We start from the raw sequence: 12,372 nt of genomic DNA, 5'->3' as shown, positions 1-12,372 counted from the left end.
CGCGCGGCCGGACCATACATATGGGTCACGGGCTGCCTTCCCGAATGCGTTGGCGCCGCGGCCGCTGTACTCCAGATAGCTGCCGACTTGCTTCACCGCGCAAGTCGGCGGACTCGGGCCAAACCCGGTTGTACGCTCCCGCGCCTCATTTCGGCTGACAGATGCAAGGCAGTCCGATCGGACAACCCGTCAAAACCTCCGTGCAGAGGTACTAGTTTTTACGCGACTGTCCCGATTCAGAACACTGTGGTGGAATCGTCACAGCCGCTGCGAAACGACCATGGCCGCAGGCCTGCTTTTGTTCCGACAAGGTTCTGCCCTCATTGCCCACCGAACTTGAGGCCGTTCGGAGGGGCGCATCATGTCTCGCTTTGCACGTGCCGAAAGTGTCCGGATTTTCCTCGCAGCCTCGTGCCGCCAGCCGGCCGGGCTGCTGCTCGCAATCGTCGGCGCCGCCTCGCTGGCCGCTTGCGCGCAATCGCCGGTAGGCCGCCAGAAAGCCGATCTTGCCGGCGCCGGCCGGCAGGCCGCGGTCGAGCGTCCGCACAGGTTGCACGAGGTGGCGGCGCTGCATCCGCGGCCCATTAGCCGGGTGCGTGTGCCTGATGGCGGTGCAAGCGCGGCGCAGACGGCCGGGCACGGCGTTGCCAGCTTCTATTCCGATACGGAGACCGCGAGTGGCGAGAAGTTCGACAAGCACGAATTGACCGCGGCGCATCCGACCTTGCCGTTCGGCACGCGCTTGCGCGTGACCGATGTTTCCTCTGGCCGCTCCGTGACCGTCAAGGTCAACGATCGCGGACCCTATGTCCGCGGACGCGTCGTCGATGTCTCGCCTTCGGCTGCCGAGGCGCTCGGCATGGTCGACAGGGGCATCGTCAATGTCCGGCTCGACGTCGTGCAATGAGCACGGTCGATCGACGTCGACGCGCCGCGCTTAACCGGCTGTTAGCCGCTCTGACGCATTATGGTTGCCCGAACAAAATCGGGGCTCCAGTTGGGGTGCTTTTGGGGAGGCGGGGTTTGAATACGATCCAGTATCTCGAAGATCAGGCCGGGCGCGCCGAGCGGCTCGCCAAACGGATCACGGATACGCTGACGGTCGAAAAGCTACTGATCTTCGCAGGCGAGCGCCGCCGCGAGATCGAGGTCATTGCCGGCAGGCGTCGGCACGCTTAACTCCCGCAAACCATGCACCCCCGCCTTCGTATCGACGAGGACGATGCGCGATCAGGTATGGCTCTCGACGAAATCGCTGAGATAGTCGGGCAGCTCTATGCCGTCGATATCGCAGCGAGCCCGAATCTCACCGGCGACCTCGGTCGAGATATCCTTCATCCAATGTTCGAGCGTGTTGAAGGAGACTACCTTAATGGGATCGTTGAAGCAGCCGGCGACGAGATCGCGGATGGTCACTTCGATGTCGCTTCGCTCGATGGGGATCTCAGTCGCCTGATCGCGACGATCGATCACGACGAACAGGGTCTGGTCCGCGCCATAGGGCACCGTCGGATCGGGCGCGCTGGTTTCGATCATCTCAGGCACTCACGCCTTGGCTTCCGATCTCCAATAACGAAAAACTCCGCGAGATGGTTCCTGCCTTGCTGTGAAGCTGGTCGTGCGCGTGCGTGCAGATATGGCGTCCGCGGTGTAATCAGAGAAATTCTCTCAGGCGCGATAATTCGATGATGTGCTCGGGCGACAGGATATCCGTCACCAACGGTGGCTGCGGCGCCGTGTGAATCTCATATAGATGCCTTGTCGCCTCCGGCTTGCCCATGAATGCCGAGATGCATTCGTCGAGCGTCCCTTCGCTCACCTGGTAAGGCTCCCGGTCCGGCCTACGCTGGTTTGCCAGCGACGGCCATTTATGCAGCGCGGCGCGCGCGCCGAAGTCGACCTTGGAATCTGCAACTACTCCCATCGTCCCGCCTCACGCAAAAGAACCCCAGCACGCAAAATTTACGTGCCAGGGCTCACACCAATCGCTGCATCTCAACGCCACGGTTCGATAACGCTGCAGCCGGAACATGGTTCCCCGGCCGGCCCGTCGTTGTCAGCTCGCGGCGGCCGCTATCCTGTGCCCCGTGCTGGCCCGACCGTGGTCGTTCTCGTCGCCGCGCCGCACCCCAGGCGGAAGCCCGGCAAAGCGCCGCATTGCCTCAGCCATCTGCCCCCGGCCCTGGACGCCGGTGATCACCACGTCCACCATCGTGAAGGACGAATGGAAATGGCCGCGCGCCTTGAGCTGCTCGACTGGGACACCCGCGGCCGCCATTGCTTCGGCATAGGCAATGCCCTCGTCGCGCAACGGATCGAACTCGCACGTGACGACGAAGGCCGGCGGCAGGCCCGCGACCTTGCCGCGGAGCGGCGAGACACGTGGGTCGGTGCGGTCGGCCGGTGAGCAGTAGAGGTCCCAGAACCAGTACATCAGCGAGCGCGTCAGGAAATACCCGATCTCATTCTCGTTGTAGGAGGGACGGTCGAACGTGCAGTCGGTGACCGGGCAGACCAGGAGCTGGCCGGCGATCTCCGGCCCGCCGCGGTCGCGGGCGAGCTGGCAGGTGACGGCGGCGATGTTGCCGCCGGCGCTCCAGCCCGCAACCAGCACCGGGCCGGGCTTGCCGCCAAACTCGACGGCATGCTCGGCGATCCAGCGCGTTGCCGTGTAGCCGTCCTCGGCCGCCGCCGGGAAACGATATTCGGGCGCATGGCGATAGCCGACGCTGACGAAGATCATATCGGTGCGCCGCGCCATGTCGCGACAGAACGGATCGTCGGACTGTTCGTCGCCGAGCACCCAGCCGCCGCCATGGAAATAGATCACGACCGGATGCGGTCCCGGCGTCGCCGGCCGGTACAGGCGATAGTGCAGGGGTCCATCGGTGCCGGGCAAAGTGCCGTCGACGATGGCGCCGACCGGCCGTCCTGCAGGCCGGCTGTTGTTGAACTCGTTGACGAAGGCGCGCGCGCCCAGCGCACCCATTGACTCGATCGGCGGTAGGTTCAATTGCGCAAGCAGGTTCAGCACCAGCCGCACATCCGGTTGCAGGCGCACCACCTCGCCATCATTGCACTGCGCGGCGACATCGGGGCCGGTGAGCTTGAAGCCTAGCATGCCACGGCTCACGACCTCGTCGCAGATGCTGCGATAGGGGCCGACGCCGCCGGTATAGGGCATCAGCGCGCGCACCTTGCCGGGCACGTTGGCGCCCGTGTACCAGGTGTTGGCGAGCCGGTGCAGCGTCAGCGTCGCGCAGTCGGCCATGTGCCGGCCCCAGCCGGCCTGCGCCGTCTCGGTGGCCTCGATCGTGGTGAAGCCGGCGTCACGCAGTGCGGCAAGCCGGTCGACGACCCAGTCGACATGCTGCTCGATCGATACCGCCATGTTCGACAGCACCGACGGGCTGCCGGGACCGGTGATCATGAAGAAGTTCGGAAAGCCCGCGACGGTGAGCCCAAGATAGGTCTGCGGCCCCTGCGCCCAGACGCCGGACAGCGATTTTCCGTCGCGTCCGGTGATCGGATGCACGGCCCGGATCGCACCGGTCATGGCATCGAAACCCGTGGCGAACACGATGACGTCGACGTCGAAGCTGCGCTTGCCGGTGGTGATGCCGCTTGGGGTGATCGCCTTGACCGGCTCCTGCCGCAGATTCACCAGCGTGACGTTGGGCCGGTTGTAGGTGGCGTAGTAATTGGTGTCGAGGCAGGGCCGCTTGGCGCCGAACGGATGGTCGTGCGGCATCAGCGCCGCGGCCGTTTCCGGATCCTTCACGATCGTCCCGATCTTCTCGCGGATCAGCTCGCAGATCAGTGCGTTGCCATCGACGTCGACGCCCTGATCGGCCCAGAGCTGGGTCAGGATATAGACCAGATCGCCCTTGCCCCACGCCTCCTCGAACCGCGCGCGCCGTTCGGCGTCGCTCAGTTGCCAGCTCACGGCCATCTGCTGCGGATAGGGTACGCCCGCCATCGACCGGCGCGCCTGCTCGCGATAGGCCGCACGGTCGCCTTGCAATAGGCTCATGCGATCGGACGGCGCGGGACCATTATGCGCGGGCAGCGCGAAATTCGGTGTGCGCTGGAATACGGTCAGATGCTCTGCCTGTTGGGCAATCAGCGGGATCGACTGGATGCCGGACGAGCCCGTGCCGATCACCGCGACGCGCTTGCCGGCGAGATTGACGCCGTCATGCGGCCAGCGCCCGGTGAAATAGACCGCGCCGGTAAAATCCTTGACGCCGTCGATCTCCGGCGGCTTTGGCGCGGAAAGGCAACCCGTTGCCATGATGTAATAGCGGCAGGAGACCGGTGCGCCGTTGTCGGTGGCAAGATGCCAGCGCCCGTTCGCTTCATCCCACGTTGCTTCCGTGACCTTGGTCTTGAAGCGGATGTCGCGGCGCAGATCATAACGGTCGGCGACGAAGCCGAGGTAGCGCAGGATCTCGGGCTGGGTCGCGTATTTTTCCGACCAGGTCCAGGCCGTCTCGAGCTCCGGATCGAAGGTGTAGCTGTAGTCGATGGTCTGGATGTCGCAGCGCGCGCCGGGATAGCGGTTCCAGTACCAGGTGCCGCCGACGTCGCCGGCCTCTTCGAGAGCGACCACCGTCAAGCCGGCTTTGCGCAGGCGATGCGGAAGGTAAAGGCCAGCAAATCCGGCGCCGACGACTGCAACGTCAACCTGTTGAGCTGATCCACTCGCGGCCTTGGACTCACGTGCGGCAACCATTGCGTCAGGCATGGCATTTCTCCCGTGTCTTTTGTTTTGCCGGCAGGCTAACGCTGCAGGCTCGGCTTGTCATCAGAACAAGTGCAATCTTCGGTAGTCGTTCGCGGCGTGATCGTGGCCGCGCGAAGGTTGCGGCGATACACGCACCGCGATGCACAATCGCCGGGATTGTCCGGGCTAATCAGACCACATCCTTCTGTGTATGCTTGCGGTTACTAGCCACGCGTGCTGACCGGGCGTCATGACAGAGTTGAGTGAGCGAACCAAAGCGAACATGGACGTCGTGCTGGAGGAGACCTGCCGCCAGTTGCCGCATGGCGGCGATCACGCCAGCCGCAGGTTCATCGCCCAACGCCTGATCGAAGCGGCGCAATCCGGCCATTCCACACTCGGTGAGCTCGGCATCGTCGCGCGTCACGCGCTGGCGGAGCTGACCGGCAAGTCCGGTTGAGCACGGCCGGCAAGGCTTGCCTCGCCACCGGCCGCGGACGTAACCTCCCAAGGAACCTTTTCCGGGCATTGAGATCCCCGAGATGCGGCCCTTGCTTGCGCTCGTTGCGGCTTCCGCATTCCTCTGCTGCGCTGGCCCGGCCTTGGCTCAGCCGGTCGGCCAGTTTCCATTTGCCCTCACGCGGGAGGGACAGCTGCTCGGCGCCGTCGAGGGCGAGGTCGCGTCCTTCAAGGGGCTTGCCTACGCCGCGCCCCCGATCGGACCGCTGCGCTGGCGTTCACCGCAGGCAACGCCCGAAAATTCGGAGATGCGTACCGCGTACGATTATGGTGCGCCCTGTCTTCAGCCGTTGATGCCGGGCGCGAGTGAGGATTGTCTCACGCTGAACGTGTTTCGTCCCTTCGGTGTCGATGGGCCGCTGCCGGTCATGGTGTTCATCCATGGTGGCGGCTTCGTCAGAGGCACCGCCAACGATCTGCTGTTCGACGGCGCAAAGCTTGCACAGGCCGGCCTCATCGTGGTCACCCTGAATTATCGCCTGGGCGCGCTCGGCTGGCTTGCCCATCCTGCTTTGTCGGACGTCGGGTCCGGCAATTACGGCTTGATGGACCAGATCGCAGCGCTGCATTGGATCCATGACAACATCGCGGCCTTCGGCGGCGATCCGAACAATGTCACCCTGTTCGGCAATGGTTCAGGCGCCACATCGATCGCGCTGCTGATGCTGTCCATGCAATCGCGCGATCTGTTTCAGAAAGCCATTCTGCAATCCGTGCCTGGCCGGGCGCGTCTGCGCTCCGCGCAAGAGGCAGAGATGGTCGGGCGGCAATTCGCGACGGCGCTCGGACAGGAGACGGATTTGCGTACAGCTGAGCCTGCGAGGCTGCTTGCCGCCGAAAAACGTCTGCTCGAAAAATCGTCGCGCAGCTTCACACCCGCGGTGGATGGAAGTCTGGTGACGGAGAACATTGACGCGGGGTTTGCGGCGGGACACCAGAGCCGCATTCCCCTGATCATCGGCTCGAATGACGACGAGACGCGCTTTGACGGTGAGCTCGAGATCAAGCAAGAGCTTGCGTCTTCGGGCGAGAGCATCGACGCGCTGCGCGAGCTCTATCCCGACGTCGCGCGGCCGTCGGACCTTGCGGCAAGGTCCTACACCGACAAGGTCTTCTCCGAGCCGGTGAGACTGCTGGCCCGGCTTCACGCCGCAACCGGCGCGCCGACCTTCCGCTATCGTTTCGCCTATGTGCCCGAAGCGCGGCGCGGAAGTTCGGACGAAGGGCACGGCCGGGAATTGCAGTTCATCTTCGGCGTCGAGGGCGTGCCGGGCGCCGGCATCTTTTCGCGGCGGGATCGCGAGGTCGCAAGCCGCATCCGCGCCTACTGGATCAACTTCGCCAGGACGGGCGACCCCAACGGTGCCGACCTGCCGCACTGGGATGCGGTTGCGGATCGCGATCGCCTGCTGCTGATCGCCAACGATCGCATCGTGAGCGGCGACGACCCCTGGTCGAAGCGACTCGACCGGCTCGCGGGTGAGAGCAAGAAATGAGTTGGATTTACGCCGCGAGCTCGACGCGGGGCGCGGGCGTCAGCCGGTCTTCCTCCAGATAGTCCATCGCGCCGTCCTTTTCGACGGCATAGAACTGCTGGCCGTCCCTTGATCTGAAGGCGGCGCGGACGACGCCGCGGCGGCCCTTATCACTGTTGACCACGTCCCCCAGCGCAAACTTCTTCATCTCACGTCTCGCTCGTCTTCTGGCCGACTGCTTCGGCCACGCCCCAATTGTGGAAGCCAAATCGTTAACGGCTTGCTAACCATGCTGGTTTGCCTATGCTCGCCGCCGACCGCGCGGCAGCTACGTGCAAATTGCCAACGAGACGAGTCCCATGACGCGATTGCCGACCTTCTTCCTCTCGCATGGCGGCGGCCCGTGGCCGTTCATGGAGGACAGGCGGGTGCAATATGCCAAGACCGCGGAGGCGTTCGGCCGGCTGCCGCAGCTCCTGCCGGCGAAGCCGAAGGCCGTACTCGTCATCACCGGCCATTGGGAGGCCGAGGCGTTCACGGTATCGACGTCAGCACATCCGCCGATGGTGTACGACTATTACGGTTTCCCCGAGCACACCTATCACATCAAATATCCGGCGCCGGGCAAGCCCGAGCTTGCCGCGGAAGTGAAGGCGCTGCTCACGCGCGCCGGCCTCGATTGCCGGGAGGATGCCAATCAGGGCTTTGATCACGGCACCTTCGTGCCGCTCGGCCTGATGTACCCGAATGCCGACATGCCGATCGTGCTGCTGTCGCTGAAGTCGAGCTACGATCCGGGCGAACACATCAAGGCCGGGCAGGCGATCGCCTCGCTTCGCGATGAAGGCATTCTGATCATCGGCAGCGGGCTCACCTATCACAACATGCGCGGCTTCGGGCGGGCGGAGTCCAAGCCCGTGTCCTACGATTTCGAAGCCTATCTGAACGAAGCCATCAGCCATAAGGATGCGGCGCGCCGTAACGCGATGCTGGTCGACTGGCAGAACGCGCCGAGCGCGCGCCTTGCCCATCCGCGCGAGGACCATCTGCTGCCGCTGATGGTGGCCACCGGCGCCGCCGGCAGCGACATCGGCCATCGCGTCTTCGTCGACGAGGTCGCGAACGTTGCGATGGCATCGTATGTGTTTGGTGGATGATCTTCCCTGCCTCTACGCGACCGGACAATGCAAAAGGCGAAAACAACCCCATGCACAGTAGAACGGCCCAGCAAATAGAATGGCTTAGCACAATGCATTTGCCGGGCAGGATGATCGAGCCGCGCACCTAGGACGTTTGACACGACGGGCAAAACACCGGCAAAAAAGCAACCATGGCGAAATTCGGAGAGCGGTTTGGCGTAGCTTGATCCGCCCCACCGAGCTTCGAGCTCACCGGTATTTCAGCTTCATGAACAGGATGCCGCCGGCGAGCACCATGGTGATCGCATTGGCAGCGACCAACGGAGCGTCCCCGGAGAGCAGGCCGTAGACCAGCCAGAGCGCCAGGCCCACCACCATGACCAGGAACATGCCGAGCGAAATGTCCTCGGTCGAGCGGGTCTTCCAGACCTTGATGAATTGCGGCGCGTAGGCCGCAGTGGTGCAGGTTGCGGCGGCAAAGCCGAGCAGCTTGATTGCGAAGGGGTCCATGCCGGCTCTATAGCACTGGATTCGGCGATGGTCATGCCGTGTAACGGGCCGCCATGAGGCCGCGATAGAGTGCAGCATAGTCGCCCGCCCGGTTGCGCCACGACACGTCGGTCGACAGCCCACTCAACTGCAGCCGGCGCCAGGTCACCTTGTCGTGGAAGATGAGGTTGGCCTTGCGCAGCGTGCGCGCGAAAGCGTCCGCCGTTACCGGGCCGAACTTGAAGCCGGTAGCATCGCGGCCCGATCTGTCGGCCTCGCCGATATCGACGATGGTATCCTCGAGGCCTCCGACGCGGGCTACGATCGGCACGGCGCCATAGCGCAGCGCGCAGAGCTGGGTCAGTCCGCACGGCTCGAACCGCGACGGCACCAGCAGCGCATCCGAGCCGGCCTGGAGCAGGTGCGCCAGAATCTCGTCATAGCCGATCACGACCCCGATCCGTCCCGGATTCGCGCGCGCCGCGGCCTGATAGCGATCCTGGAGATCACGATCACCGCTGCCGAGCAGTGCGAGCTGCATGCCTTCCCCGAGGATGGTCGGAATGGCATCGAGCAAGAGATCGAGCCCCTTCTGCCAGGACAGCCGGCTGATGACGCCGAGCAGGGGGGCTTCGTCCGAGGAATCGAGATTGAACTGTTGCTGAAGCACCGCCTTGTTCGCGGCTCGAAACGTAATGTCCCCCGCGTCGAAGCGATAGGCGATGTGCGGATCGGTCTGCGGATTCCAGACTGAAACGTCGATGCCGTTGAGGATGCCGCTCAGCACGCTCGCGCGTGCGCGCAAGAGGCCGCCGAAGCCCATCCCGCCTTCATCGGTCTGGATCTCCTGCGCGTAAGTCGGCGATACCGTGGTGATGCGGTCGGCGAATTGCAGGCCCGCCTTCAAGAAGCTGATCCCGCCGAAATATTCGAGGCCGTTGACGTTGAAGGCATCCCAAGGCAAGCCGATTGCGCCGATCAACTCGCGCGCGAACTTGCCTTGATAGGCGATGTTGTGAATGGTCATCACGGTGCCCGGCCGCGGCCGATTGTCATAGTGCAGATAGGCCGGTGCGAGCCCTGCCTGCCAGTCATGGGCATGCACGATGTCGGGCACGAATGCGGGGATGAGGCCGTGGCCAATGTCGGCCGCCACGCGTGACAACGCGGCGAAGCGCACGCCATTGTCCGGCCAGTCGATGCCTTCCTGGGTGACGTAAGGATTGCCCGGTCGTGCATAGAGATGCGGCACGTCGAGCACGAACAGATCGAGCCCGTCATGCGAGCCTGCGAGCAGGCGGCCCGGTCCGCCAAAATAATCCGGCCAGCGCCGGATTTCATCGGCGTCCGAGAGCTGCCGCATCACGTCGGGATAGCCCGGCATCAGCGTGCGCATCTCGACGCCGTGGGCCTTCAGCGCGATCGGCAGCGCGCCGGCGACATCTGCGAGGCCGCCGGTCTTGACGACGGGGTAGACTTCGGAAGCGACCGCGAGGACGCGAACAGGCGTCATGTATTGAGCCTGTCGATCATCGGCTGGGTGATCAGCGAGATGCCCTGCTCAGTGGTGCGGAAGCGCTTGGCGTCGAGCTCGGGATCCTCGCCGATAACGAGCCCCTCCGGGATCTCCACGCCGCGGTCGATCACGACGTTCTTGAGGCGCGCGCCGCGGCCGACATTCACGTACGGCATGATCACTGCGTTCTCGACAGTGGCGTAGGAGTTGACGCGCACACCGGTGAACAGCAGCGAGCGGCGCAGCGAAGCGCCGGAGATGATGCAGCCGCCCGAGACCAGCGAGCTCACGGCCTGGCCGCGCCGGCTTTCCTCGTCGTGGACGAACTTGGCGGGCGGGGTGATCTCGGAGTAGGACCAGATCGGCCAGGCGCGGTCGAACAAATCCAGCTCCGGCACCACGTCGGTGAGGTCGATATTGGCCGCCCAATAGGCATCGACCGTGCCGACGTCGCGCCAGTAGGAGCCGTTGTCGTTACCGGATCGCACGCAGGAGCTGGAGAATTGGTGCGCGATGGCGCGGCCGTTCTTCACGATGTAGGGGATGATGTCCTTGCCGAAATCATGGTTCGAGTTCGGATCGCTGGCGTCGCGTTTGAGTTCCTCGAACAGGAATTTCGCGTCAAACACGTAGATGCCCATGCTGGCGAGCGAGACGTCCGGCTTGCCCGGCATCGGCGGCGGATCGGCGGGCTTCTCGAGGAATGACTGGATCCAGCCGTTCTCGTCGACATGGATGATGCCGAAGCCCGAGGATTCCGCGCGCGGCATTTCGAGGCAGCCGACCGTGACGTCGGCGCCGCTGTCGACGTGCTGACGCAGCATCAGCTCGTAGTCCATCTTGTAGATGTGGTCGCCGGCGAGCACCACGATGAAGCGGCAGGCATGCGATTCGATGATGTCGATATTCTGGTAGACCGCGTCGGCCGTGCCGACATACCACATGTTCTCCGACACGCGCTGGCTGGCCGGGAGAATGTCAAAGCTCTCGTTGCGCTCGGGCCGGAAGAAGTTCCAGCCCATCTGCAGATGCCGGATCAGGCTGTGCGCCTTGTACTGGGTCGCGACTGCGATGCGGCGGATGCCCGAGTTCACCGCGTTCGACAGTGCGAAATCGATGATGCGGGATTTGCCGCCGAAATAGACCGCGGGCTTGGCGCGCCGGTCAGTCAGCTCCAGGAGCCGGCTGCCACGCCCGCCGGCCAGGACAAATGCCAACGCTTGGCGGGCAAGGGGCTCAGGTCTCGCGGCATTCATGTCATCCTCCCACTCACGTCTCGGACCGAGGCCATTTGTCGCGAGAAACCCGTTCGGCGCGCGGCATTGGAACCGATAGTAATGCTACGAATAGTAAATCGGGAAGATGGTTGTTGGTTGCGCACGCGGGAAGCTTAATGCTTTGCGGGTGTCCCCCGCGCTTCATGCCGGTGTCATTTCGGCGAAGAGACGCGTCGATCCCCTCTGCATGCCCGCCCAACCGGCAACCCAACGATCGATCCGTGGACGGGTGCCTTGTGCGCTGCACGCAGATTCGAGGCTTTACTTGGCGCTGGGATGCCTGATCCTGGGCTCTGCAATCTTTTTTCGAATGAAACGTCAGACAGGGAGCAAGACGATGACGATCTGGAAAGCGGCAATTGCCTGTTCGCTGGCCGGCGCGATCATGGCCGGCCAAATCGAGCGGGCAGCGGCGGCCCCGATGCCCACCAATGTCGCGACCATGAAAGCCGCGGCCGGCGATGACGTCACGCAGGTGCGTTGGCGCGGTGGAGGTTGGGGCTGGGGCCTGGGCCTGGGCGGCCTTGCGGCCGGCGCGATCATCGGCAGCGCCATCGCCGGCGCGCCTTATGGCTATTACGGCGGACCGTATTACGGTGGCCCCTACGGCTATGGTTACGGCTATGCGCCGGCCTATTATGGATACGGGCCGGCCTATGCATATCCGGGCTACGGCTACCGCCGGTACTACCGGCCCTATCGCCCCTATTATGGATACTATCGGCCGTATCCCAGCCCGTACTATCGCGCCTATTGGTGAACGCGCGGCTCCAGCATGCTCCGGAAAAGTGTGCAGCAGTTCTCCGAACAGGTCATGCGTGAATAACGACCAAAACGCGATGACGATTCACCCCAATCTCATCGCGCCTTAGAGCGAGAACCACACGATCACGCTCATGCAGGCGAAATGCGCGAGCACGATCGCGGCGAGATGAAGCGGGCCGGCCTTGAGGCGAAGCCCGCGCATCTCGCCGCCCTTTGCCCTACCGGATTTGCCTATTGCCGCGAACACAGTGCGCTCCCTCTCCAGCTTGCGGGCAGAGCGATCGCATATGGATTTCACGAGGATTGTCCGTGGGCTTGCTTCGCCTCTCCCGCTTGCGGGAGAGGCCGACGCGCTCGCAGAGCGCGGCGGGTGAGGGCTCTCGCCAGGGCGGGATATCCTCCTCAATCTCAACAATCCCTACGCGGAGACACCCCCACCCCAACCCTCCCCCGCAAGCGGGAGAGG

Annotated in this window: 14 protein-coding genes; 6 read left to right on the top strand and 8 right to left on the bottom strand. The window is 64.0% G+C overall.

Annotation, left to right across the window (positions count from 1 at the left end; genetic code table 11):
* Positions 1-361: 361 nt before the first annotated feature.
* Entirely contained in the window at positions 362-907 is a 546-nt protein-coding gene (locus FXV83_RS30620) for a septal ring lytic transglycosylase RlpA family protein (RefSeq protein WP_148743311.1), read from the top strand.
* A 116-nt stretch (positions 908-1,023) separates the two neighbouring features.
* Entirely contained in the window at positions 1,024-1,179 is a 156-nt protein-coding gene (locus FXV83_RS43155) for a hypothetical protein (protein ID WP_187436277.1), read from the top strand.
* 51 nt (positions 1,180-1,230) lie between these two features.
* Here FXV83_RS43155 and FXV83_RS30615 read toward each other — a convergent pair whose 3' ends face one another.
* From FXV83_RS30615 to FXV83_RS30605, 3 genes are all read right to left on the bottom strand, one after another.
* The gene (locus tag FXV83_RS30615; protein WP_148743310.1) at positions 1,231-1,536 is read right to left on the bottom strand and encodes a hypothetical protein; all 306 of its coding nucleotides are present in this window, start codon (positions 1,534-1,536) and stop codon (positions 1,231-1,233) included.
* A 118-nt stretch (positions 1,537-1,654) separates the two neighbouring features.
* Positions 1,655-1,924: a hypothetical protein gene (locus FXV83_RS30610; RefSeq protein WP_148743309.1), complete on the bottom strand. Its 270-nt coding sequence runs from the start codon at positions 1,922-1,924 to the stop codon at positions 1,655-1,657.
* Positions 1,925-2,056: 132 nt separating this feature from the next.
* Positions 2,057-4,747, bottom strand: a complete 2,691-nt coding sequence (locus FXV83_RS30605; RefSeq protein ID WP_148743308.1) for a flavin-containing monooxygenase — start codon at positions 4,745-4,747, stop codon at positions 2,057-2,059.
* A gap of 229 nt (positions 4,748-4,976) precedes the next feature.
* On the opposite strand from FXV83_RS30605, the gene FXV83_RS30600 reads away from it, so the two are divergent.
* A complete protein-coding gene (locus FXV83_RS30600; RefSeq protein WP_148743307.1) occupies positions 4,977-5,186 on the top strand; it encodes a hypothetical protein in 210 nt (69 codons plus the stop codon).
* Between the two features lie 82 nt (positions 5,187-5,268).
* The gene (locus FXV83_RS30595; protein ID WP_148743306.1) at positions 5,269-6,741 is read left to right on the top strand and encodes a carboxylesterase/lipase family protein; all 1,473 of its coding nucleotides are present in this window, start codon (positions 5,269-5,271) and stop codon (positions 6,739-6,741) included.
* A 7-nt stretch (positions 6,742-6,748) separates the two neighbouring features.
* Here the strand turns inward: FXV83_RS30595 and FXV83_RS30590 are convergent, their stop codons facing one another.
* Complete coding sequence (locus tag FXV83_RS30590; RefSeq protein ID WP_148743305.1) at positions 6,749-6,928, bottom strand: hypothetical protein; 180 nt, start codon at positions 6,926-6,928, stop codon at positions 6,749-6,751.
* Between the two features lie 151 nt (positions 6,929-7,079).
* On the opposite strand from FXV83_RS30590, the gene FXV83_RS30585 reads away from it, so the two are divergent.
* The gene (locus FXV83_RS30585; protein ID WP_148743304.1) at positions 7,080-7,877 is read left to right on the top strand and encodes a DODA-type extradiol aromatic ring-opening family dioxygenase; all 798 of its coding nucleotides are present in this window, start codon (positions 7,080-7,082) and stop codon (positions 7,875-7,877) included.
* 231 nt (positions 7,878-8,108) lie between these two features.
* Here FXV83_RS30585 and FXV83_RS30580 read toward each other — a convergent pair whose 3' ends face one another.
* From FXV83_RS30580 to glgC, 3 genes are read right to left on the bottom strand one after another with little or no spacing between them, the layout of a single operon-like run.
* Positions 8,109-8,369: a SemiSWEET transporter gene (locus FXV83_RS30580; RefSeq protein ID WP_148743303.1), complete on the bottom strand. Its 261-nt coding sequence runs from the start codon at positions 8,367-8,369 to the stop codon at positions 8,109-8,111.
* 31 nt (positions 8,370-8,400) lie between these two features.
* The gene (gene glgA, locus FXV83_RS30575; protein WP_148743302.1) at positions 8,401-9,861 is read right to left on the bottom strand and encodes a glycogen synthase GlgA; all 1,461 of its coding nucleotides are present in this window, start codon (positions 9,859-9,861) and stop codon (positions 8,401-8,403) included.
* Complete coding sequence (glgC, locus tag FXV83_RS30570) at positions 9,858-11,120, bottom strand: glucose-1-phosphate adenylyltransferase (RefSeq protein ID WP_148743301.1); 1,263 nt, start codon at positions 11,118-11,120, stop codon at positions 9,858-9,860. The genes glgA and glgC overlap by 4 nt, the downstream gene beginning before the upstream one ends.
* A gap of 358 nt (positions 11,121-11,478) precedes the next feature.
* Between glgC and FXV83_RS30565 the strand changes: the two genes are divergently transcribed.
* A complete protein-coding gene (locus tag FXV83_RS30565; RefSeq protein ID WP_148743300.1) occupies positions 11,479-11,901 on the top strand; it encodes a hypothetical protein in 423 nt (140 codons plus the stop codon).
* A gap of 108 nt (positions 11,902-12,009) precedes the next feature.
* Here FXV83_RS30565 and FXV83_RS30560 read toward each other — a convergent pair whose 3' ends face one another.
* A complete protein-coding gene (locus FXV83_RS30560; RefSeq protein WP_148743299.1) occupies positions 12,010-12,204 on the bottom strand; it encodes a hypothetical protein in 195 nt (64 codons plus the stop codon).
* Between the last annotated feature and the right edge of the window lie 168 nt (positions 12,205-12,372).

The sequence above is a fragment of the Bradyrhizobium hipponense genome, assembly GCF_008123965.1.
GTDB classification, from domain to species: domain Bacteria; phylum Pseudomonadota; class Alphaproteobacteria; order Rhizobiales; family Xanthobacteraceae; genus Bradyrhizobium; species Bradyrhizobium hipponense.
The sequence above is the reverse complement of the archived record's forward strand: the minus strand, read 5'-3'. Positions and strand labels throughout refer to the sequence as shown.

Excerpts from the sequence above, each read along its gene's own strand:
- FXV83_RS30565 (WP_148743300.1), top strand. The coding sequence starts at position 11,479 with ATGACGATCTGGAAAGCGGCAATTGCCTGTTCGCTGGCCGGCGCGATC.
- FXV83_RS30590 (WP_148743305.1), bottom strand. The coding sequence starts at position 6,928 with ATGAAGAAGTTTGCGCTGGGGGACGTGGTCAACAGTGATAAGGGCCGC.
- FXV83_RS30580 (WP_148743303.1), bottom strand. The coding sequence starts at position 8,369 with ATGGACCCCTTCGCAATCAAGCTGCTCGGCTTTGCCGCCGCAACCTGC.
- FXV83_RS30600 (WP_148743307.1), top strand. The coding sequence starts at position 4,977 with ATGACAGAGTTGAGTGAGCGAACCAAAGCGAACATGGACGTCGTGCTG.
- glgA (WP_148743302.1), bottom strand. The coding sequence starts at position 9,861 with ATGACGCCTGTTCGCGTCCTCGCGGTCGCTTCCGAAGTCTACCCCGTC.
- FXV83_RS30585 (WP_148743304.1), top strand. The coding sequence starts at position 7,080 with ATGACGCGATTGCCGACCTTCTTCCTCTCGCATGGCGGCGGCCCGTGG.
- FXV83_RS30620 (WP_148743311.1), top strand. The coding sequence starts at position 362 with ATGTCTCGCTTTGCACGTGCCGAAAGTGTCCGGATTTTCCTCGCAGCC.
- FXV83_RS30605 (WP_148743308.1), bottom strand. The coding sequence starts at position 4,747 with ATGCCTGACGCAATGGTTGCCGCACGTGAGTCCAAGGCCGCGAGTGGA.
- FXV83_RS30595 (WP_148743306.1), top strand. The coding sequence starts at position 5,269 with ATGCGGCCCTTGCTTGCGCTCGTTGCGGCTTCCGCATTCCTCTGCTGC.
- FXV83_RS30615 (WP_148743310.1), bottom strand. The coding sequence starts at position 1,536 with ATGATCGAAACCAGCGCGCCCGATCCGACGGTGCCCTATGGCGCGGAC.
- FXV83_RS30610 (WP_148743309.1), bottom strand. The coding sequence starts at position 1,924 with ATGGGAGTAGTTGCAGATTCCAAGGTCGACTTCGGCGCGCGCGCCGCG.
- glgC (WP_148743301.1), bottom strand. The coding sequence starts at position 11,120 with ATGAATGCCGCGAGACCTGAGCCCCTTGCCCGCCAAGCGTTGGCATTT.